This is a genomic window from Devosia sp. 67-54 (genome assembly GCF_001899075.1).
GTDB lineage: Bacteria > Pseudomonadota > Alphaproteobacteria > Rhizobiales > Devosiaceae > Devosia_A.
Window position 1 is genome coordinate 199,526 of the sequence record NZ_MKVA01000006.1, and the last position, 19,317, is coordinate 218,842.

Annotated in this window: 23 protein-coding genes; 2 read left to right on the forward strand and 21 right to left on the reverse strand. The window is 63.8% G+C overall.

What is annotated here, in order from left to right; translation table 11 throughout:
* From BGO82_RS12280 to BGO82_RS12300, 5 genes are all read right to left on the reverse strand, one after another.
* On the reverse strand, positions 1 to 264 hold the full coding sequence (locus BGO82_RS12280; protein ID WP_291305889.1) for a VirB3 family type IV secretion system protein: 264 nt from the start codon (positions 262 to 264) through the stop codon (positions 1 to 3).
* The gene (locus tag BGO82_RS12285) at positions 264 to 593 is read right to left on the reverse strand and encodes a TrbC/VirB2 family protein (RefSeq protein WP_291305890.1); all 330 of its coding nucleotides are present in this window, start codon (positions 591 to 593) and stop codon (positions 264 to 266) included. Before BGO82_RS12285 ends, BGO82_RS12280 begins: the two co-directional genes overlap by 1 nt.
* The gene (trbB, locus tag BGO82_RS12290; protein WP_291305891.1) at positions 590 to 1,564 is read right to left on the reverse strand and encodes a P-type conjugative transfer ATPase TrbB; all 975 of its coding nucleotides are present in this window, start codon (positions 1,562 to 1,564) and stop codon (positions 590 to 592) included. The genes BGO82_RS12285 and trbB overlap by 4 nt, the downstream gene beginning before the upstream one ends.
* A gap of 160 nt (positions 1,565 to 1,724) precedes the next feature.
* Positions 1,725 to 2,120: a CopG family transcriptional regulator gene (locus tag BGO82_RS12295; protein WP_291306047.1), complete on the reverse strand. Its 396-nt coding sequence runs from the start codon at positions 2,118 to 2,120 to the stop codon at positions 1,725 to 1,727.
* A gap of 62 nt (positions 2,121 to 2,182) precedes the next feature.
* Complete coding sequence (locus BGO82_RS12300) at positions 2,183 to 4,171, reverse strand: conjugal transfer protein TraG (RefSeq protein ID WP_291305892.1); 1,989 nt, start codon at positions 4,169 to 4,171, stop codon at positions 2,183 to 2,185.
* 145 nt (positions 4,172 to 4,316) lie between these two features.
* Between BGO82_RS12300 and bluB the strand changes: the two genes are divergently transcribed.
* The gene (gene bluB / locus BGO82_RS12305) at positions 4,317 to 5,057 is read left to right on the forward strand and encodes a 5,6-dimethylbenzimidazole synthase (RefSeq protein ID WP_291305893.1); all 741 of its coding nucleotides are present in this window, start codon (positions 4,317 to 4,319) and stop codon (positions 5,055 to 5,057) included.
* 78 nt (positions 5,058 to 5,135) lie between these two features.
* Here bluB and BGO82_RS12310 read toward each other — a convergent pair whose 3' ends face one another.
* The 10 genes from BGO82_RS12310 to BGO82_RS12350 all read right to left on the reverse strand — a co-directional run bounded on the left by BGO82_RS12310 (position 5,136) and on the right by BGO82_RS12350 (position 12,037).
* On the reverse strand, positions 5,136 to 6,875 hold the full coding sequence (locus BGO82_RS12310) for a VirD2 family relaxase/mobilization nuclease (RefSeq protein WP_291305894.1): 1,740 nt from the start codon (positions 6,873 to 6,875) through the stop codon (positions 5,136 to 5,138).
* A 244-nt stretch (positions 6,876 to 7,119) separates the two neighbouring features.
* The gene (locus tag BGO82_RS12315) at positions 7,120 to 7,881 is read right to left on the reverse strand and encodes a lytic transglycosylase domain-containing protein (protein WP_291305895.1); all 762 of its coding nucleotides are present in this window, start codon (positions 7,879 to 7,881) and stop codon (positions 7,120 to 7,122) included.
* A 3-nt stretch (positions 7,882 to 7,884) separates the two neighbouring features.
* The gene (locus BGO82_RS12320) at positions 7,885 to 8,232 is read right to left on the reverse strand and encodes a DUF736 domain-containing protein (RefSeq protein ID WP_291305896.1); all 348 of its coding nucleotides are present in this window, start codon (positions 8,230 to 8,232) and stop codon (positions 7,885 to 7,887) included.
* Positions 8,233 to 8,266: 34 nt separating this feature from the next.
* The gene (locus BGO82_RS12325) at positions 8,267 to 8,824 is read right to left on the reverse strand and encodes a S26 family signal peptidase (protein WP_291305897.1); all 558 of its coding nucleotides are present in this window, start codon (positions 8,822 to 8,824) and stop codon (positions 8,267 to 8,269) included.
* Positions 8,821 to 9,333, reverse strand: a complete 513-nt coding sequence (locus BGO82_RS12330; protein ID WP_291305898.1) for a DUF2840 domain-containing protein — start codon at positions 9,331 to 9,333, stop codon at positions 8,821 to 8,823. Before BGO82_RS12330 ends, BGO82_RS12325 begins: the two co-directional genes overlap by 4 nt.
* Before the next feature lie 277 nt (positions 9,334 to 9,610).
* The gene (locus tag BGO82_RS12335; protein WP_291305899.1) at positions 9,611 to 10,483 is read right to left on the reverse strand and encodes a replication initiator protein A; all 873 of its coding nucleotides are present in this window, start codon (positions 10,481 to 10,483) and stop codon (positions 9,611 to 9,613) included.
* Positions 10,484 to 10,493: 10 nt separating this feature from the next.
* Positions 10,494 to 10,772, reverse strand: a complete 279-nt coding sequence (locus BGO82_RS12340) for a helix-turn-helix domain-containing protein (RefSeq protein ID WP_291305900.1) — start codon at positions 10,770 to 10,772, stop codon at positions 10,494 to 10,496.
* A 123-nt stretch (positions 10,773 to 10,895) separates the two neighbouring features.
* Entirely contained in the window at positions 10,896 to 11,297 is a 402-nt protein-coding gene (locus tag BGO82_RS12345) for a DUF2285 domain-containing protein (protein WP_291305901.1), read from the reverse strand.
* 142 nt (positions 11,298 to 11,439) lie between these two features.
* Positions 11,440 to 11,745, reverse strand: a complete 306-nt coding sequence (locus BGO82_RS21060; protein ID WP_366246948.1) for a DUF6499 domain-containing protein — start codon at positions 11,743 to 11,745, stop codon at positions 11,440 to 11,442.
* Between the two features lie 22 nt (positions 11,746 to 11,767).
* Positions 11,768 to 12,037, reverse strand: a complete 270-nt coding sequence (locus tag BGO82_RS12350) for a DUF2285 domain-containing protein (RefSeq protein WP_291305902.1) — start codon at positions 12,035 to 12,037, stop codon at positions 11,768 to 11,770.
* Between the two features lie 163 nt (positions 12,038 to 12,200).
* Between BGO82_RS12350 and BGO82_RS12355 the strand changes: the two genes are divergently transcribed.
* Positions 12,201 to 12,422 carry a helix-turn-helix transcriptional regulator gene (locus BGO82_RS12355; protein WP_291305903.1) on the forward strand — a complete coding sequence of 74 codons (222 nt, stop codon included), beginning with the start codon at positions 12,201 to 12,203 and terminating at the stop codon, positions 12,420 to 12,422.
* Between the two features lie 42 nt (positions 12,423 to 12,464).
* Here the strand turns inward: BGO82_RS12355 and BGO82_RS12360 are convergent, their stop codons facing one another.
* The 6 genes from BGO82_RS12360 to hutI all read right to left on the reverse strand — a co-directional run bounded on the left by BGO82_RS12360 (position 12,465) and on the right by hutI (position 19,154).
* Positions 12,465 to 12,791 carry a DUF736 domain-containing protein gene (locus tag BGO82_RS12360; RefSeq protein ID WP_291305904.1) on the reverse strand — a complete coding sequence of 109 codons (327 nt, stop codon included), beginning with the start codon at positions 12,789 to 12,791 and terminating at the stop codon, positions 12,465 to 12,467.
* 586 nt (positions 12,792 to 13,377) lie between these two features.
* Positions 13,378 to 13,950: a HutD family protein gene (locus tag BGO82_RS12365; protein WP_291305905.1), complete on the reverse strand. Its 573-nt coding sequence runs from the start codon at positions 13,948 to 13,950 to the stop codon at positions 13,378 to 13,380.
* A 27-nt stretch (positions 13,951 to 13,977) separates the two neighbouring features.
* Complete coding sequence (gene hutU, locus BGO82_RS12370) at positions 13,978 to 15,648, reverse strand: urocanate hydratase (protein ID WP_291305906.1); 1,671 nt, start codon at positions 15,646 to 15,648, stop codon at positions 13,978 to 13,980.
* A complete protein-coding gene (hutG, locus tag BGO82_RS12375) occupies positions 15,645 to 16,454 on the reverse strand; it encodes an N-formylglutamate deformylase (protein ID WP_291305907.1) in 810 nt (269 codons plus the stop codon). Before hutG ends, hutU begins: the two co-directional genes overlap by 4 nt.
* Position 16,455: 1 nt before the next feature.
* Entirely contained in the window at positions 16,456 to 17,991 is a 1,536-nt protein-coding gene (gene hutH, locus BGO82_RS12380; protein WP_291305908.1) for a histidine ammonia-lyase, read from the reverse strand.
* A complete protein-coding gene (hutI, locus tag BGO82_RS12385; RefSeq protein WP_291306048.1) occupies positions 17,988 to 19,154 on the reverse strand; it encodes an imidazolonepropionase in 1,167 nt (388 codons plus the stop codon). Before hutI ends, hutH begins: the two co-directional genes overlap by 4 nt.
* Between the last annotated feature and the right edge of the window lie 163 nt (positions 19,155 to 19,317).

Below are 19,317 nucleotides of genomic sequence, written 5' to 3' on the forward strand. Positions count from 1 at the left end.
TCACACGTCGAGGTGGCTGGGGATCTGCAGGTGCCGGCGGACCACATCGACGAAGAGGGGATCGCGCCGCGCCGCCCAGACCGCTGAGAGATGGCCGATCGCCCAGAGGATGACGCCTACCACCCAGAGGCGGAGGCCAAGGGCGAGCGCGGCCGCGAGGGTGCCGTTGAGGATGGCGACCGCCCGGGGCGCGCCACCGAGCAGGATCGGCTCGGTCAAGGCTCGGTGGACCGGCGCGGTGAACCCTGGGATCGGCTCGTCCATCAGACCAGGGCTCCGCCGCCGAAGGAGAAGAAGCTCAAGAAGAAGCTCGAGGCGGCGAAGGCGATAGAAAGTCCGAAGACGATCTGGACCAAGCGGCGGAAGCCGCCTGACGAGTCGCCGAAGGCGAGGGTGAGACCGGTTGTGATGATGACGATCACCGCGATGATCTTGGCGACCGGGCCCTCGATCGACTCCAGGACCTGCTGCAGCGGCGCTTCCCAAGGCATGTTAGAGCCGGCAGCCTGGGCTGCTGGAACAGTCGCCAGCATTGCGGCAACGGCGAGCGCGGCGAGGGCAAGACGGCGCAGGTTGCGCAGAGGGTGGATCATGACTGAGGGCTTTCGAGTTGGGTGGTGATGAGACTGTAGTCGCCGGACTCGCCGAGGCCGTTGACGCCGGCGAGTTCGATCACGCGGCGCGCGGGGCCACGGCCGCCGAGCACGACAATGAGGTTGATGGTCTCGGCGACGAGAGCGCGGGGCACCGTGACCACGGCTTCCTGAATGAGCTGCTCGAGACGGCGCAGAGCGCCGATGGCGGTGCCGGCGTGGATGGTGCCGATGCCACCAGGGTGGCCGGTACCCCAGGCCTTCAACAGATCGAGCGCCTCCGGACCACGCACCTCGCCGATCGGAATGCGGTCGGGACGCAGGCGCAGGGACGATCGAACGAGATCGGAAAGGGTCGCGACGCCGTCCTTGGTCCGCAATGCCACGAGATTGGGTGAGAGGCACTGCAGCTCGCGGGTGTCCTCGATGAGAACGACGCGATCAGAGGTCTTGGCGACCTCGGCGAGCAAGGCATTGACGAGCGTGGTCTTGCCGGTCGACGTGCCGCCGGCGACGAGGATGTTGCGGCGATTGTCGATCGCAAGGCGGAGCACCGCTGCCTCGCGGTCGGTCATGATCCCGCCGGCGACATAGTCGTCGAGCGAGAACACGGCGACCGCGGGACGCCGGATCGCGAAGGTGGGTGCCGCAACGACAGGGGGCAGGAGGCCCTCGAAGCGCTCGCCCGTTCCGGGCAGCTCCGCGGACACGCGAGGCGCGCCTGCATGGACCTCGGCACCGATATGATGCGCGACTAAGCGGATGATCCGTTCACCATCGGATGGCGTCACGCGCTCGCCGGTGTCGGCGAGGCCCTCGCCAGCGCGGTCGACCCAAAGACACCCGTCAGGGTTGAGCATGACCTCGAGGACGGCTGAGTCTTCGAGCAACCCCGCGATGGCCGGCCCCATTGCGGTGCGAAGCATGCGCGCCCCGCGCTCGTGCGCGGTGGCATCCCAGGAAGTCGACATATCGTCCCCGTCTGTTGCGGCGCGCGGAACGCGCTGCCCGGATCGGGGACGAGTAGAGAGGGCAGCAAACGGGCGTCGGCAACAAGCCGGGCGCAGCGATCGTGCCCCGGCGTACGATTACGCGGGTTCGGCGAAGCTCACTTTCGTAAGCGGCAACCGGTCACTGATCGCTGGACGACGGCGAATCGGCATCCGGGTGAACGTCCTCGGGGATCTCGCTGCGCAATCTTGGACCTTGGGCCAGCCGCCGCCCAAGCGCCGCGACGAAGGCGTCGTAGCGCTTGCCCGATTGTGCACGCGCGGCAGCGAGTGCCGGTTCGGGCAGCTGCGGAGTAGTCGTCAGCCAGAAGCGAATAAAGACGGCGAGGGTTTCGACCGAGATACCGAGATCCCGCTCGAGACGGTTGAGGCGCCGATCAATCTGATCAAGTCGCTTTGTCGTGGCTGCTTCTTGCCGCTCGGCTGCGTCCGGCGACAGAAATGAAGCAATCGCCGCCTCTGCGACGAGCGACCGCGAGTGCTCGCGTCGGGCGGCATACTCGACGAGCGCCTTCATGACCGGTGGGTCGAGATAGATCGAAAGGCGCTGCTTCTTGCCGGGCCTGGTCTTTGGCTGGCTCAAAGCAGACCGTCGCCCGGATCGAGATCGGCTTGGCGCGCGACCCGTTGCATCGTCTTATCGAGGGCGCGGGCCATAACCGCGGGGTGCTCATCGCTGTCGCGATCGGTGTCGAATTCATCGACGACTGCGGGCTCGACCTCGGTCGCGATCTTGCTACTGAGCTCGTGCTGGCGGCGCTTCTCGGACTCGGTAAGGTCTTCGTCGTCGGTCGTGGGAGTGGCGTCAGCCGGCCTCACGCTGTCTATAGATGTTCGAGCGTCGGGCATGACCATTCCACTCCACTCGCTCGGGCTGTAGGTGCCGTGTTCGAGGGTAGGCGGGGGCAGGATGCGCTCGGTGAAGCGCGCGTCCTCGTAGTACCGCGCCTTCTGTGCGCGAATAGGCGGCACGCCCGCGACCATCACGACCTCATCCGTTGGTGGCAGCTGCATGACTTCGCCGGGCGTGAGTAGAGGTCGCGCGGTTTCCTGACGCGAGATCATCAAATGCCCAAGCCATGGCGAGAGCCGGTGGCCGGCGTAGTTCTTCATCGCGCGCAGTTCCGTCGCGGTCCCCAGGGCATCCGATACGCGCTTGGCGGTGCGTTCGTCGTTGGTCGCAAAGCTCACGCGGACGTGGCAGTTGTCGAGGATCGAATTGTTCGGTCCATAAGCGCGCTCGATCTGGTTAAGCGATTGCGCAATCAGGAATGCCTTGAGGCCGTACCCCGCCATGAAAGCTAGGGCGGACTCGAAGAAGTCGAGCCGTCCGAGCGCCGGGAACTCGTCGAGCATCAACAGTAGGCGATGCCTCTTCGTCTTGGCGTTGAGATCTTCGGTCAGGCGGCGGCCGATCTGGTTGAGCAGGAGGCGAACGAGCGGCTTCGTTCGATTTATGTCGGACGGAGGGACAACCAGATAAAGAGTCGCCGGTCGCTCGCCGTCCACGATGTCCGAGATGCGCCAGTCGCAACGCGACGTGACGGTTGCCACCACCGGATCGCGATAGAGTCCGAGGAAGCTCATCGCGGTGCTCAGGACACCGGATCGCTCATTGTCGGACTTGTTAAGGAGTTCGCGCGCGGCCGATGCGACGACGGGGTGCGGACCGGCGTCGCCGAGGTGCGGGGTTCGCATCATTGCGGCGAGCGTCGTCTCGATCGGACGCGCCGGGTCGGACAGGATATTGGCAACGCCGGCCAGGGTCTTGTCCTCCTCGGCATAGAGCACGTGAAGGATCGCGCCGACGAGCAGGGCGTGGCTGGTCTTCTCCCAGTGGTTGCGCCGCTCGAGAGAGCCTTCGGGGTCGACCAGGATGTCGGCGATGTTCTGGACGTCGCGGACTTCCCACTCGCCGCGCCGCACCTCAAGCAGCGGATTGTAGGCAGAGGATGATGCGTTGGTCGGGTCGAACAAAAGGACGCGGTCGTGGCGTGCGCGGAAGCCTGCGGTCAGTTGCCAATTCTCGCCCTTGATGTCGTGGACGAGCGCCGACCCTGGCCAGGTGAGCAAGGTCGGGATGACGAGCCCGACGCCCTTGCCACTGCGTGTCGGCGCGAAACATAGGATGTGCTCCGGTTCGTCATGGCGCAGATAGTTGCGCTCGACACTTCCCAGGACCACGCCATCCGATCCGAGAAGGCCGGCGGCTTGTATCTCTGCAGGTTTGGCCCAGCGCGCCGAACCATATGTGTGGACGTTCTCGGCTTCGCGGGCCCGCAGGAGCGACATCAGGGTGGCAGCAGCAACTGAAAGGAAGCCGCCAGACGCGGCGACGATCGCGCCCTCCTGAAAAGTGGATCGCGCATACGCATCGTATGAGAACCACCACCAGAAGAAGGACGGTGGAAAATAGATCGGCATGCCGCCAAGTTCGAACCACGGTCTCCCGAGTTGGCCCTGGAAGCCGAGGCGCCACGCGACCCATTGGGTCGCGCCCCAGATGGCGATGACCACGATCAGGCCCACGACGGCCATCTGGCCCCAAAGGATTTTCGTTCCCGACATCTTCAACGCTCCGAAAAAGGAGGGAGGTCGGAGCCTTCGCGCGCCGACTTCAAGACTGATCGGGGAGAGGTCGGGTGTTATCGGGCAATAGGGTAGGAAAGCGGATGTTTCGGACGTCTCGCCCGAGATGCGAAAAACGAGAGCTGTGAACGTCGCAAATCTGCAAGGGTGGGGTAAAGAGGACCTCGATCCGACGAGACCCGGGAGCCGGCAAATTTCGCACAAACAGGAACCAGCTACCGAAGTTCCCGAAGGGCCGACGTTCTCCGCCGCGTTCGACGAACAATTCCAGGCGTTGCTCAGATGGCGACGCGACGTGCGTCGTTTCGAGACCACTTCAATCGATGCGTACGTCGTCGATCGATTGCTCGACGCCGCGTGTCTTGCTCCGTCCGTGGGATACAGCCAGCCCTGGCGCTTCGTGAGCATTGACAGCGAGACCGCCCGCGAGGCCGTGCGGGCCAACTTTGCCAAATGCAACGCGGAAGCATTGGCGACCTACGAGGGCGAGAAAGCGCAGAAATACGCCGAGCTAAAACTCGAAGGGTTGCGCGAAGCGCCGGTGCAGTTCGCGGTCTTCACCGACGTGGCGACCTCGGTCGGCCATCGGCTCGGACGTCGCACGATGCCCGAGACTCTCGTCTATTCGACCGTTATGGCGATACAGAATCTTTGGCTGTCGGCGCGCGTCCTGGGAATCGGGGTCGGGTGGGTATCGATCCTTGACCCCCAGGAGCTTTGCTCCAGCCTCGACGTCGATCCCAGATGGGTGTTCACCGCGTATCTATGCCTTGGCTATCCAAAGGCCGTATCCGCTCAACCGGAGTTGCGTCGCGTCGGCTGGGAGCAGCGGAACGATGAGGCCCGTCGGGTGCTACACAGATAGTTGGTGGTATCGGTGCGAGAGGGCGCTTGAGTGCAGATCGAAACGGCTTTCTCGCGGACCGAACAAGCCGTTCAAAGGTCACAGCCCGATCCCTCGCTTTCGAGCAAAGCTCCAGTCCACGCCCGTGTCGCCTCGAGCGATGCCGGTAACGTGTTGACCTAACTTCTGCTCGAGCGACGGGGTCCAAGGGACGAGTTTGAACCCCAGACCGTCGTCGATCATTGCGAAGCGACCGGAAGCGAGAGCGAGACGCTGCCGATAGGTTCCCGCAATCTGATCTCCGTCAGCGGGCTTGTTGAATGGCCGTGCCAATTGGGTCGCCAGCTTCTCGCCGACCGCGTCGAGCTCGCGGCGGCGCAGGGTCTCCAGCAATTGCCGCCCGAGTACAACTCGGCTTCCCTGACGCTGGGCTAAGCCTTCCCGGATGAGGTGCTCCGCGCGCTGGTGCATCGCATCGGCGACATCTCGACCGAACCCTGCCTCACTAAGGGCGATGCGCGTGTGGGCGACCGCCTGACGGTCCAGCCACGTGGCGCCACTGGCAGTGACCTGCTGTTCAAGAGACAGGTCCGAGCGCACCGCGATTGCCACGCGCCGTCGACCTTGTGCGTCATCGAACTTGCGCAGTTCGACGATCGAGCCAGCCGGTCCATCGCTCGCGGCGTCCAGATCAGGCAAGCGAATGTGATGGGCGCGCCCATCGACGCCGTCAATGACGGCGTAGGCAGTACCCTTGAGTTCGTCATCCAGTCCGCGATCGATCAGGCGGCCAACGATGGGCTGGTCAAGGATCTCGCCGGCGAGGACGAAGCTTGACGCGCCTCGCTCGATACCTCGGTCGGTCAGCGCCCGGTGCATGCGTTTGATGACGTCGCCACGCTCACCGAGCTCGCGCAGCGTCGGTTCCGCCTCGTCGGCGATGTACCATTGTCCCGTACCGACCTGCTGGGCGAGTCCCATGGATTCGAGCATGCGCAGGCGTCCGACTTTCAAAACCTGAAATTCGTCCGGCTGGATTCCCGCCCGCGGCGCTAGATCGACGATGCCGGTCTCCCCGCCGTCACGTCGGAGCTGGCGGTCGAGCCTCGTCCATCGTTCGGCCCCGACCTGACGCTCGATTTCGCGGCGGATGTCCTGGTCGGTACGTGGCCCGAGTTCCTGGGTGATAAGATCGCGCGCCCGATCGCGCATGCCCTCGCGGATGTACTCGCGTGAGATGACGAGGTTCTCGCCGTCGTCGCGAACGCCACGCACGATGAGATGGATATGCGGATGCTCGGTGTTCCAGTGATCCACCGCTGCCCAGTCGAGACGGGTGCCGAGATCCTTTTCCATCTGGCTGACCAAGTCGCGGGTGAAGGCGCGCAGGTCTGCCATTTCGATCGCGTCGTCGGGCGAGACGATAAAGCGGAAGTGATGCCGATCGTCTTTGCAGCGGTCGGTAAACTCTCGGGCGTCGATGTTGTCGCCGTCGCGACCGAACAGCCTGGCCTTCTCCCCATCCCGGGTGACCCCCTCGCGGCGCAGATAAGCTAGGTGGGTCGGGAGATTGCCGCCGCGGAGGTTCATCCGCACAACGCGCGCTTTGATGACAGCGCCGCGAGAGCGCGCGGTCAACAGCCGGTTGGCCTGAACCGACGCTCTCTTGCCGCGTCCAAAATGAGAGCGATGTCTGGGTCCAACCCTGCCGCTACGAGAGACCGAGCCGCCCGCTTTCTGTGCGGCGGCGAGCACCTGGGCGATGAAGGGGCGGGCGCGCTGCGCCTTGCCGGAGCGGATACGGCCAGGACGGATACGAAATTCGTGCTCATCGCTCATCGCAGCGGGCCCGCACATCGCGCCAAAGCACGTGCATCGCTGACCAATCGCCCTTTGCGCGATGTCCCCGCTCGAAGCGTGCGTCGCGGAAGGGCCATGTAAGTCATTGAAAAACAACCAACCGACCGCAGCGCACCTCGCGCCCCTTTATCCTGCCATCCCTCGGTTGTTCTTTCTGGTTTTCCCCTGAACACCACCCAGAGTTCCCCATGGCTCGCTATGAGACGAATGATGAGGAATGCTGTCACGGGGTAGAACTACTTCCCGAAATGGTGACGAAAATTCCACCCATGGACGTGCCGTCTGGTGCGTCGCGGCTTGCTGGCGTCGACAGTTCCATCGCGGCCGATGGACGATCAGGTTGCACTGATCTTGCGGCGGTGGGGCCGTTGGCGGACACCACGAACAGCGGTGCATCACGCCAATCAACGGGCGTCGATGGCACCGCCCCGGTGCTGCTTTGCAGCGGCGTGCCGCCGAGGATTGGCGCAAGCTTTGCGACGTAGTCACGAGTTTCAGCGGGCAGCACACGACCCGTCGCAAGATAGTCGTCGTAACGGCTTGGGCCCGCGTTGTAGGCCGCAAGCATGGCGCCGATGTTGCCGTACCGATCGAGCATCGCCCGCAGGTAGGCCGCCCCCACGAAGATGTTGTCGTGCGGGTCGAACGGATCGCTGCCGAGGCGATACTGCGCCCGAAGCACCGCCCATGTGTCAGGCATTATCTGCATGAGGCCCATCGCGCCGGCGGACGAAACGTCGTCCGCGTTCTCGCTCTCGGCATGCATCACGGCCCGTATCCACACCTCGGGAATGCGAAAGCGCTGTGAGGCTGCGGTGATGAACGCCGCAAATGCCTGGTCTCGATTGACGGGGGCAGGGTGTGCATCCTGCGCGAATGCCGGCGTGACGGGCGCGAGCAGCGACAGGCCGGAAAGGAGAAGCACGGCAGCGCGACGACGAACGCTTTCTCGCCGCGCCGCGCGAATGATACGGCCGAAGTGCACGGGTCACTCCGCAGGTTTGTCCTGGTCGTCGCGCTTCTTCTGGCGCGTCCAGTGCAGTCCCCAGTCGCGGCCGCTCTCGTCGGACTGGAACAGGCGAGCGCGGATCGGCTGTGTGAAAGTGGGATCATCGAGAACGATCGAAATGTACGCGCCCGCGCGGTCGCCGGTCTGGAGCCAGCCGGCACCGATCTCGACGCCGTCTTCGTCGCTGACGCGAATGCGATAGTCCGGTGCATTCTCGACATCCGTACTGTCAACCGGCAGGAGGACGACAGCGAGGTCAAGCGACAGCGTGCGGACGCGTCCGGAATAGCCCGTCTGGGTGCGGGTGAATTGACCGATCTGTGCCATGGAAAACTCCGTTGCTGGCGGGTGGAAGTGGGAATCACGGGACGACCGACGGATCGGCGAGGTGCCACTCAAAGCGGCCGTTGCGGCCGTCGTTGGTCCACATGGGAAGCGCGCGCGCGACGATTGCGCTAACGGGGAGCGGGCCGAAGTAGCGGCCGTCCAGGCTATCGGCGACGTCGGAGTTCATGAGGAACACGTCGTCATCGGCGAGCGTCCGACAGCCTTGCCAGACAGGCAGCGGTCGATCGTGGCTGTCACGTGCGAGCGCCGTCCCAGTGATGTGGCCGTCGACCACCATGGTCAGGCCGATGCGGCAGACGGTGGTCCCGCCGAGCGCTACGATGCGTTTGAGCAATGGAACGCTACGCGGCAGGTAGCCGCGATCGGCAAGGAAGCTGTCGAGCGGCGCCGGCGGCGTGACGACGACAAGGTCGCCGATCGAGATCGGTGTCGATAATACCAGCCGATAGAGGCCGATCGGCGCGCTGGCGGAAGCGTTCCAAATGAAGAGCGGTGTGAAATGAAGGCAGGCCGATACGGCAAGAAGGCTGAGGCCAGTGGCAGCTGAGAGGGTGACCTGGCGCCGGCTCATCGGTCGATGCTCCGCCGTTTGAGCCAGGCGGCGTGTCGCTCCGCCGTGTAGGCGTGTGGCTCCATGCTGGCGGCAATACGGTGATGGACGTGCCGCCAATAGTCCGGCGAAGCGAGCTCTGGAGCGGTGCCCGGTGCTTCTACCGCGTCGATGATCTCGAGCACGTGGGCGACCTTTGGCCAACTATCGGCGCGCAGCAGGATGTCGCCGCCGGGTCGAACGAAGGGCAGCGTTTGGAACGGTCCGCCGCGTCCGACCGCTCGAACGATGTCGATGCGTGACAGCACGGTGCCGTGATCGTTGGCGGCCCAGCGGACAAAGGCGAAGATCGCACCGGGGGCGAAGCCGACGAGACGGCGATGGCGGTCGAGCACCTGCTCGTAGCTCGGCTGTCCGAAACGGATCCAGTATTCGATCCGCTTCTCGCGCCAGGTCAGCTCAACGAGCGTGAGTGCGTCATGTTCGCCTTCGGACGTGAGGACGCTGGCGTGCTGCACAGGAAGGGTCACTCGCTCCTCCCAGGCGCGACTGACGTAAGGGCCCCTCGGCTCTGCGAGCGCAGCGCGTCAAGCGGAGCTGGAGTGGCAGGTACAACGTGCAGGTTATCCCCAGGCGTGCTTGCAGCGGCGGCCGTTAGAAGAATTGCGAAGCAATTCTGGTTAGAAGAGTTAGCTGCAGCGCAAGCGCTTGAGCGAACAGGACAATGCGACGCTCGCGGTCCCCGATGGCACGAGGAACGCGTCCTCGATGGCACGATACGCTGGGTCCCCGATAGCACGATGGGACTCACAGCTTTTCCCCAGTCGTCGGTTTGCCATGAGTTGGACTGGAGCCAGCGAACGTCGTTCCGTCGATCGGCGCGAAGCACAGCACGGCGCCACGTCGCGGCTGCTCTTCGAGCGCCAGGCGATAGCCAGGAAGCGACTGTCTGCGGACGATCTCGCGCAGATCGTAGGCGAAGTGCTTGAGCGGCGAGAGGCTCCCGGACTTTGCATGCAGATGCGTGAGCTCGAAGGTCCACCCGAAATGCTGACGGCCACCATGCTTGCGCACCAGGCGGTAGAGCCACCGTTCTAGCCCGCCGGTGAGACTGAAGTATGCCCGATCTATGGTGAGGATCAGCGCGTCTTGAAGGACCGCACTGTAGAACCAGTCCGGCAGGATCAGCTCGAGCCCAAGTGCTCGGCCGTTACCGTCGGCGCGCTCTTTCCACTCGTTGATCCAGGAGAACCGGTGCAGGCGTCGTTCGGTCGGCTGTCGGATCGACGTCGCGATGGTGGTCGACTGCAAGCGGTCGAGCGCAGCTTTCAGACGGTTATAGTCGCGCAAGCTGACACCGCGGCCGATGAAGTTGAGGATCTCGTAGGGCGTTGCCGCCATCAGGCGCGACGGCTGAAATCCGAGGTCGCGCGCTTCAACGACCTGTGACGCCGCCCAGATCAGGACGTCGGCATCCCAGATAGTCGCCATGCCGTGTTCGGGCACGGCCTCGACGCGGATGACGATCGAGCCGACGCGGTAGTCGATCGGCACCAGGCGTTTTGATTTGGCGAGAGAAAAGAACGGATAGGACATGAGGTCCTGCGCGTCACGCGGGGCCAGGTCGCCGGGGAGCGCGCGGAAGAGCTGCAGTTGTTCGGGATGGTGATGACGCGACATTGGGCGGGTCTCAGCGTGTACCGCGGCCGGCGTACGGAATTGGTGTGTGCCGCTTCGCCGGCAACACCGTTCCAATGCCGGGATCGGAGGTGGATACTTTGGTCCCGCGATCAGCCCAGGCCTTCAGGTCGTCGAGTGAGTAGACGACGCGGCCACCCAGCTTTCGATAGGCAGGTCCGGTGCCATAGGTGCGGTGCTTCTCGAGCGTGCGGTCGGACAGCCCAAGAAACCGTGCGGCTTCGGGCGTCCTGAGGTACCGCGGCGGCATTCCGGTCGGCGTATCGGCCATCGTCGAACTCTCTGCTCGGTTCGGATGCCGCGGGACATTCGCGGCGCGTGGAGAGCAGGGTGGAGAACGCGATCGATCGTTGCGATGTCGAAGATTGTGGCGCTCGAATCGACACCCTAGGCGTCAACGCTTGCGCGGTCGGCGAAGCAGGGTCCGATAGCCGCCGGCGGCAAGCTTGGCGCCGTCGCGGGCGAGCCGAATGGTCGTCTCCCGCAGTGCGTTGCCGGCCCAGGACATGGCATCAATGCGATGTTGCGGGAAGAGAACCTCGGCGATGGCGCGATAGCTAGCGCCGCCCCTTCGTGCGTCGAAGACACGCAGCATCTGCCGGACGCGAGAGCGACGCTGCGCCGTCAGACTTGGCGGTGAAGGGGGCGATCGACCGAGTGCATTCCAGAGCCTAGAGATCGCCTCTAGCCGGTCGGGCAACAACGCATCGAGAATTGCAATCGTGGACAGCGTATCGTCGGGAGTCAGGTCCGGCGATACAAGCAAGGGGAACAGGGCGGCACTGATGCGCAGCATCCGGTAGGGCGCGTCAGCTGAGATGATCTCTGCGCGAACGATTGCGGCTCGGAGTGACGCTGATGTTTCGGCCGCGATTGGGCTTGACCCAATGACGATGACGGACGGGTCGATCGCGGGCGACCAGAAGACATTCGTGTGGTCAGCTCCAAGCGTCGGGTCGACCGCGAAAGCAGAGCCCCCACTTGTCGAGGAAAGCGGAGACCTCCTGCGTGTTCGCTGAAGTTCCTAGTCGTTGGAAGTCGTCCTGATAGGACGTGTTCCGTCGCAGAAATTCCCAGGCCAGCTGCGATGGATTGAGGTCGACGACATAGTCATAGGCAGATGCATCCCGCCAGTCGCTGGGCTGCGACATCAAAAACGCTCCCGAACAACGCCTTACCGAAACGATCGAAATATCGACTGGATCATCGAATCCCAGACCGCTTGCGGGAAGCACGAAGTGCATCACGGGTGATGCAAAAGCTGCATCACCTCGGTGGCGCGCCCTTGCGCAGGAGGTTCTTGTGGGCCCCAGCCGCGATGACGTGCGCGCGGGCAAGGTGGTTGTCGTAGACGCGCCGCGCTCGCGCAAAGTCGGAGCCTGGATCGATGCCGAAGACGACCTTCACGACGTCCCGCCAATTGGCACGCTGGGCCTCAGCATCGAGCAGACGGAGGTAGAGGCTCGCATGCTGCCGGTCGTAGTCGGTAGCGTTGTCACCGCCAAGCGGTTCGTCAACGAAGGTGAGTTTCGGCATGCCGGACTGGGATACGTGATGATACGTGTATGTGCGAATAAGGGAAAACGAGGCCGCTGTTAACGGCGGGCCTTGAATTTCAGCACAGCCAGATAGCATGTGCAGCAACGAATAGGAACTATCGTTCCTAGAACGATCGTTCCGACGCTGGTCTCGTTTGGCCATGGATCTCAAAGAGATCATGGCCGTAAACCTGCGACGCATACGCCATGACAAGCAAATGACGCAGGAGGACCTGGCCGAGCGTGCTGGATTGAGCGCGCGCTATGTCGGAGCGATTGAGCGAGCCGATGTCGCCGCCAGTGTCACCGTGCTTGGACAAATCGCCGAAGCGCTTGGCGTCGAACCCGGCAGACTCGTGAAGGCAACGACCCGCACCGAATGAAGGTCCCGCCCGGACCTGCCGGGCGGGATGCTGTGATCCGTCTTAGTCGGCGTTGCGGCGGCCGGTCGGGCGAGACCAGATGAGGCTGAAGCCATCGCCTTCCTCGTCGTCGAAGAGATTGGCGTAGATCGGAGCGGTGAAGCTCGGATCGTCGAGCTTGAGGCCCAGGTACTCGCGACCCTCGTTGGACTTCTTGCTCCACGCGGCGCCGATCTCGACACGGCCCACGAAGACCCGATGAGTGGGCGCGTTGTCGCCGCTGGCGCGGGTGTCGGGAGCGATGCGGACGTTCTTGGCCTGGAGCGAGAGGGTGACGATCTCGCCGTTGAACTCGTTGCCGGACTTCTTGAAGGTGCCGATGGTGGTCATTTTAGTCTCCTTGGTTTCTGGTTCGAGCCCGCACCATTGCGGCCTCGATGGCGATCGTCCGGCCGAAGGCGATCGACGCCGCACCGGCTTGCTGGCCGAAGCGCAGCGGAGGATGGCAGCCGGGAGACTTTGTTGTTGCGCGAGGAATGCTGGCGCAGCCGGCAGGGGAAGAAAGTTGACCGGCGCCATTGCGGCATAGGCGATCGAGGCGCAGCCGGTCTTCGGCCAGATCACGCCATGAAGAGAGGACGTATTGGAGCGGTCTTGAAGCCGCCAGCAACCAAGGAAGCGAGGTCACTTTGGTCCGAGTGAGCGGTAACGTTGGACCCTGGCAAAGTCGTCACGCAATACCTTCGAGCGCGTCCGCACCATCTTGCACCCGATGAGAGATGTAGCCTCTGGCCCGGTGGCTTGTTTTTACGGTGTCGGAGCAGCGCACGCTGCGGTAGGTGCTCATCGGGAGGCCATGAACTCAGTGCTGCTCGAGTGACTGGAACGCGGCTCGATGGTATCGCCACAGCTGTGATGGCAGGCAGCTGGACTGACCGCTTTTGAGCCGCTGTTTGCCACGTACGCGCCGCAAACCTCAGCGGTCGGCCATAAACTCTACTATGAAGATCTCAGTAGGGCGCTCCGAATAGAACAGGCACGCCTCTCCTCTCTGGATCTCGGCCACCGCGTCGTGCCGCCCCAGGGTGCCGCGGCCGCACCAAGAGAACTCCAGGATGCCGTTCGACACGATCATGGTGTGATCGGCCGCGCCGTTGACCGTGATCCAACCGATAAACTCTTCTCGGCGCAGGGTGTGACGGAAAAAACCTCGGCGCGTCATTGCGTTCAGGTCGACGGTCGGCCCGTCGATCAGTTCGCACGAGATCGCCGCTTCGCCATCGAACGAAAAGGGCGCCGTCTTCGCCGTAACGCTGAAGCTTCCCTCTGTCGCGCGCAGCAGCATCCCCTGGCCTGCCATCAGAGCGATTGTCCGGTCGACGCCGTCAAACCGCGAAAATGGCCCAGGGGCCGCCACGATAGCGATGCTGAGGCGCCAAAGAAAATCGTCGTCCAGATTCGGATCGCGATATGCCGCAATCTCTCGTGTCATTCCGCCACCGTTCCTCCAGGGAACGGTGGCATACTGGTCCGCACGCAATACCTTCATCTCACTTGACCGCCAGGACCATCAGCCTCATCCGAGAATTGCTGGCAGGTTCAGACCTCCCTCTCGTGCACACTCAATGGCGATGTCGTAGCCGGCATCGGCATGCCGCATGACGCCCGTCGCTGGATCATTCCACAGCACCCGCTGCAGACGCCGGGCTGCATCGTCGGTGCCATCGGCGCAGATGACCATGCCTGCATGCTGAGAGAAGCCCATGCCGACACCGCCGCCGTGATGCAGCGACACCCAGGTGGCGCCCGACGCCGTGTTGAGCAGCGCGTTGAGAAGCGGCCAGTCCGATACCGCGTCTGAACCGTCCCGCATCGCCTCGGTCTCGCGGTTGGGCGAGGCGACCGATCCCGAATCCAGATGGTCGCGGCCGATGACGATGGGCGCCTTGAGCTCGCCGCTGCGGACCATCTCATTGAAGGCGAGGCCGAGCCGATGGCGATCGCCGAGGCCGACCCAGCAGATGCGGGCGGGCAAGCCCTGAAACGAGATGCGCTCGCGTGCCATGTCCAACCAGTTGTGGAGGTGACGGTTGCCGGGCGTCAGTTCCTTCACCTTGGCATCGGTCCGGTAGATGTCCTCAGGATCGCCGGATAGCGCCGCCCAGCGGAACGGACCGATCCCGCGACAGAAGAGCGGGCGGATATAGGCCGGCACAAAGCCGGGGAAGGCGAAGGCGTTTTCGAAGCCCTCGTCCTTGGCGACCTGACGGATGTTGTTGCCGTAGTCGAGCGTGGGTACACCAGCGTTACAGAACGCCACCATAGCTTCAACATGCTCGCGCATGGAGGCGCGGGCGGCCTTTTCGACGGCCTTCGGATCGGAGACGCGCCTGTCGCGCCACTGGGCGAGAGTCCAGCCCTTGGGCAAATAGCCATTGATCGGGTCATGCGCCGAGGTCTGGTCGGTGAGGAGGTCGGGCCTGATGCCGCGTCGGAACATCTCGGGCACGAGCTCGGCAGCGTTGCCGAGCAGGCCGACAGATTTCGCCTCGCGGGCTTTCGTCCAGCGCTCGATCATCGCCATTGCCTCGTCGAGCGTCTCGGCCTTTTCGTCCAGATAGCGGGTGCGAAGCCGGAAATCGATCGAGTCCTGATTGCATTCAATGGCGAGGCAAGAGGCGCCGGCCATGACGGCGGCGAGCGGCTGGGCGCCGCCCATGCCGCCAAGGCCACCGGTCAAAATCCATCGGCCCTTGAGGTTGCCGTCGTAGTGCTGCCGGCCCGCCTCGACGAAGGTTTCGTAGGTGCCCTGCACGATGCCCTGGGTGCCGATGTAGATCCATGAGCCTGCGGTCATCTGGCCATACATGGCCAGCCCCTTTTTATCGAGCTCGTTGAAATGGTCCCAGGTCGCCCAGTGCGGTACCAAGTTGGAATTGGCGATGAGCACACGCGGCGCGTCGGCATGGGTGCGGAACACGCCGACCGGCTTGCCGGACTGTACCAGAAGCGTCTCGTCGCCCTCGAGCTGTTCGAGCGCAGAGACGATACGGTCGAAATCCTGCCAGGTGCGCGCGGCCCGGCCAATGCCGCCATAGACCACCAGCTCATGCGGGTTCTCGGCGACATCGGGATCGAGATTGTTCATCAGCATGCGCAACGGCGCTTCGGTGAGCCAGCTTTTCGCGCGGAGCTCCGTGCCACGTGGTGCGCGGACCTCGCGCATGTTGCGGCGGGGATCGGTCATGATGCGGCTTTCGCTAATGTGGGGGCGAGGTTCTCGATGCGCCGGAGCATGTCGCCCAGGTGAACGCGGAGGCGGTCGGCCTTGGCGCGGTCGAGCGCGAAGGGCGGCGCTTCCGCGACGAGGTGGGTGTCCTGCGCCAGCTCCAGCTGGATCGCGTGCACGCCTTGCTCCGGATGCCCGTATTCGCGGGTCGTCCAGCCGCCCTTGAAGCGGCCGTTGAGGACAAAGGTATAGCCGGCGGCGGCCATCGCGACCGCTACGGCCGCCGCCTCGATCGACAGCGAGGAGGAGACGCCGCCGACGGTCCCGATGTTGAGGTCCGGAAGCTTGCCGGCGAAGAGGAACGGGATGTTGGAGCGGATGGAGTGGCAATCGAAGACGATGGCGACGCCATGCTCCGCCTTCACCCGCGCAATCTCGTCCGACAAGGCGGCGTGATAGGGCGCATGGAAGAGCTTCAACCGGCGCGCGGTTTCCGCCGCGTCGGGTTCCTGGCCCTCTTTCCAGATCGGCTTGCCGTCGAAATCCGTCTTGGGCACGAGACCGGTGGTGTTTTGGCCCGGATAGAGGCTCACATCGTCCGAACCGCGGTTTACGTCAATGACGTAGCGGTGAGTGAGTGCGCGGAGGGTCGAGGCGCCGGGCAAGAGATCCGCGTAGAGCTCATGGATGTGCCAGTCCGTGTCGGCCAGCAGCCGCCCGGTGTCATTCAACCGCTCCGCCAGCTCATCGGGGACATATGTCCCAGTGTGCGGGAAGCCGAGGATCACTGGGGAGGTGCCGCGATGAAGCTCGAAGAAGGCCATCTCAGCGCACCAGTCCTGGCAAGATGCCCGCGCTCACCGAACGAACCAACGAACCGTCGGCAACAAGGCCAACCGCCGTTTCGATGTCCGTCGCCATGTAACGATCGACGTCGAGCTCCCGGACCACAGAACGCACCGCCCTCCGCGCTTTCTCCAATTCACGCCCGGTCTCGAGGGGCGCTCTGCAGTCGATACCCTGCGTTGCGGTCAGCGCCTCGATGCCGATGATGCCGAAGAGGTTGTCGGTCATCTGCAGCAAGCGGCGGGCGCCGTGGCAGGCCATCGAAACGTGATCTTCCTGATTGGCCGACGTTGGCGTCGAGTCGACCGAAGCCGGATGCGCCATCTGCTTATTCTCGCTCATCAGCGCCGCCGAGGTGACCTCCGCGATCATCAAGCCAGAGTTGAGCCCTGGTTTCTTGGCCAGGAATGCCGGCAGGCCGAACGACAGCGCCGGGTCAACGAGAAGTGCGATCCTGCGCTGAGCAATCGCCCCGATCTCGCAGATCGCGATGGCGATCTGATCCGCCGCAAAAGCTACGGGCTCGGCGTGGAAGTTTCCGCCGGACACCACGCTGTCGTCAGGCAACACCAGGGGATTATCCGTGACCGCGTTGGCCTCGATTTCGAGAGTGTGCGCTGCGCTCCGCAACAGATCGAGGCAGGCGCCGTCGACTTGTGGCTGACACCGGATGCAATACGGATCCTGCACCCTTTCGTCGCCCTCGATATGGCTCTGACGGATGGCCGAGCCTTCGAGCAGAACGCGCAGCGCAGCAGCAGCGTCAATCTGGCCCTTATGCCCGCGTAGGATATGGATGTCAGGATGGAACGGCGTTGGCGAACCCATCGCGGCATCGGTCGACATCGCGCCGGTGACCAACGCCGCCTGCGCCGCGCGGTGCGCGCGAAACAAACCGGCAAGCGCCAACGCGGTTGACGCCTGGGTGCCATTGATCAGCGCCAGCCCTTCCTTAGCTGCCAATACCACTGGACGCAGTCCCGCACTCTTGAGTGCGTCCGCGCCGCTCAGACGTTTTCCTCCGAACGTCGCCTCGCCCGCGCCCATGAGCACGGCCGCCATGTGCGCCAACGGAGCAAGATCCCCCGAAGCGCCCACGGATCCCTTTTCGGGGATCACCGGCAGCACGCCCCAAGCGAGCATATCCTCGATCAACCGGATCAATTCAACCCGAACGCCGGATGCCCCTCGACCCAGAGAGACCAACTTCAACGACATGATGAGGCGAACGATATTCTCGGGCAGTGACTGACCGACGCCGCAGCAGTGAGAAAGGATGAGGTTTCGCTGCAGCGTTACGACGTCTGCAGCGTCGATCCTGATCGAGGCGAGTTTGCCAAATCCGGTGTTCACGCCGTAGACGGGAACATCTCCAAAGGCAATTGCCGCGATCCGTTCAGCTCCCCGTTGGACGGCGTCGTTTGCCACGGGGTCCAACACTGCTGGAACGCCATCCCAATAGATTCTTGATAGGGTCTCAAGCGAGACTGCACCTGGAGTGAGCGTGACACTCATTGCGTTATGCCTTTGAAGATCCGTGTGTTTAGAGGATTGAAGCCGATCCGGTAGACGAGTTCCGCGGTGGACTCGCAGTCCCAGACCGCAATGTCGGCCGATTTTCCCACTTCCAACGTACCCGTCTCGCTCGACAGGCCGAGCGCTCGCGCCGCGACACGCGTGGTGCCCGCGAGGCACTCCTCGACCGTTAGTCCGAAGAGGGTGGCGGCCATGTTCATGGCCAGGAGCAGCGACGTGAGCGGGGATGTGCCGGGATTGCAGTCGGTTGCGACCGCGATGGGTACCCGGTGCCGCCGCAAGGCCGCGACGTCGGGTTTTCTGGTTTCGCGGATCGCATAAAATGCGCCAGGCAGCAGCACGGCCGCGGTGCCGGACGCCGCCATCGCTTTGGCATCGTCGTCGTCCAGATATTCGAGATGGTCGGCGGAGAGGGCGTCGAAGCTGGCGGCACGGCGAGCGCCGCCGAGCCAGCCCAGCTGCTCGGCATGCAGCTTGACGGGCAGGCCCAACTCTTTCGCGAGCCTGAAGACCTGCGCAATTTCGTCGGGCGAAAACGCGATGCTCTCGCAAAAGCCGTCGACCGCATCGACCAGCCCATCCGCATGAGCGCGGCGCAGCCCGGGCAGCACGACCTCATCGAGATAGGACTGGCTGCGCCCCTTGTATTCTTCCGGCACGGCATGCGCGCCGAGATACGTCGCCCTCACGCGGACGGCTCGCGCCCGTTCGAGCTCGCGCGCAGCCCGCAACATGGCGAGCTCCGCTTCGATAGTCAGGCCGTACCCGGACTTGATCTCGATGGTCGAGACGCCTTCAGCAAGCAATGCGTCGAGTCGTGGCAGAGCAGCACTCACCAACTCGGCAACCGACAGCGCGCGCGTTGCCCTGACGGTCGAGACGATGCCACCACCAGCTCTTGCGATCTCGACGTAGGTCGCCCCGTTGAGCCGCATCTCGAACTCGCGAGCTCGGTTCCCGCCATGCACAATGTGCGTGTGGCAATCGATCAGCGCCGGCGTCACTAGACGACCTTCGAGGTCAACGACTTGAGTGTCTAGGTCTGGCGACGGCATGTCGGCGATCGCCCCGGAGTAGGCGATCCGCCCTGAACGGATCAGCAAGGCGCCGTCCTCGATCAGCGGGGTCTGGCCACCGGCCATCGTCGCCAGGCGACCGTTTCGCAATAGCACCGACGCTTCGCTAGCATCGGGCGCGCTTTGCAACACGTCGGGCCTCCTTCCAATCCTCGGCGAATATGTCTAGACATATTTGGGCCGATGACAAGACTGAATCTTGTCGGGAAACCTCATCGACCAATGGAGC

What these genes read in the sequence shown, in the direction of transcription:
- BGO82_RS12355 (WP_291305903.1), top strand. Translation starts at nt 12,201, where the DNA reads ATGGATCTCAAAGAGATCATGGCCGTAAACCTGCGACGCATACGCCAT.
- BGO82_RS12360 (WP_291305904.1), bottom strand. Translation starts at nt 12,791, where the DNA reads ATGACCACCATCGGCACCTTCAAGAAGTCCGGCAACGAGTTCAACGGC.
- BGO82_RS12285 (WP_291305890.1), bottom strand. Translation starts at nt 593, where the DNA reads ATGATCCACCCTCTGCGCAACCTGCGCCGTCTTGCCCTCGCCGCGCTC.
- hutU (WP_291305906.1), bottom strand. Translation starts at nt 15,648, where the DNA reads ATGACCGATCCCCGCCGCAACATGCGCGAGGTCCGCGCACCACGTGGC.
- BGO82_RS12350 (WP_291305902.1), bottom strand. Translation starts at nt 12,037, where the DNA reads ATGCCGAAACTCACCTTCGTTGACGAACCGCTTGGCGGTGACAACGCT.
- BGO82_RS12280 (WP_291305889.1), bottom strand. Translation starts at nt 264, where the DNA reads ATGGACGAGCCGATCCCAGGGTTCACCGCGCCGGTCCACCGAGCCTTG.
- BGO82_RS12365 (WP_291305905.1), bottom strand. Translation starts at nt 13,950, where the DNA reads ATGAAGGTATTGCGTGCGGACCAGTATGCCACCGTTCCCTGGAGGAAC.
- BGO82_RS12300 (WP_291305892.1), bottom strand. Translation starts at nt 4,171, where the DNA reads ATGTCGGGAACGAAAATCCTTTGGGGCCAGATGGCCGTCGTGGGCCTG.
- BGO82_RS12325 (WP_291305897.1), bottom strand. Translation starts at nt 8,824, where the DNA reads ATGAGCCGGCGCCAGGTCACCCTCTCAGCTGCCACTGGCCTCAGCCTT.
- trbB (WP_291305891.1), bottom strand. Translation starts at nt 1,564, where the DNA reads ATGTCGACTTCCTGGGATGCCACCGCGCACGAGCGCGGGGCGCGCATG.
- hutI (WP_291306048.1), bottom strand. Translation starts at nt 19,154, where the DNA reads ATGGCCGGTGGCCAGACCCCGCTGATCGAGGACGGCGCCTTGCTGATC.
- hutH (WP_291305908.1), bottom strand. Translation starts at nt 17,991, where the DNA reads ATGAGTGTCACGCTCACTCCAGGTGCAGTCTCGCTTGAGACCCTATCA.
- BGO82_RS12320 (WP_291305896.1), bottom strand. Translation starts at nt 8,232, where the DNA reads ATGGCACAGATCGGTCAATTCACCCGCACCCAGACGGGCTATTCCGGA.
- BGO82_RS12295 (WP_291306047.1), bottom strand. Translation starts at nt 2,120, where the DNA reads ATGAAGGCGCTCGTCGAGTATGCCGCCCGACGCGAGCACTCGCGGTCG.
- BGO82_RS21060 (WP_366246948.1), bottom strand. Translation starts at nt 11,745, where the DNA reads ATGCACTTCGTGCTTCCCGCAAGCGGTCTGGGATTCGATGATCCAGTC.
- BGO82_RS12345 (WP_291305901.1), bottom strand. Translation starts at nt 11,297, where the DNA reads ATGCTGCGCATCAGTGCCGCCCTGTTCCCCTTGCTTGTATCGCCGGAC.
- BGO82_RS12310 (WP_291305894.1), bottom strand. Translation starts at nt 6,875, where the DNA reads ATGAGCGATGAGCACGAATTTCGTATCCGTCCTGGCCGTATCCGCTCC.
- BGO82_RS12335 (WP_291305899.1), bottom strand. Translation starts at nt 10,483, where the DNA reads ATGTCGCGTCATCACCATCCCGAACAACTGCAGCTCTTCCGCGCGCTC.
- hutG (WP_291305907.1), bottom strand. Translation starts at nt 16,454, where the DNA reads ATGGCCTTCTTCGAGCTTCATCGCGGCACCTCCCCAGTGATCCTCGGC.
- BGO82_RS12340 (WP_291305900.1), bottom strand. Translation starts at nt 10,772, where the DNA reads ATGGCCGATACGCCGACCGGAATGCCGCCGCGGTACCTCAGGACGCCC.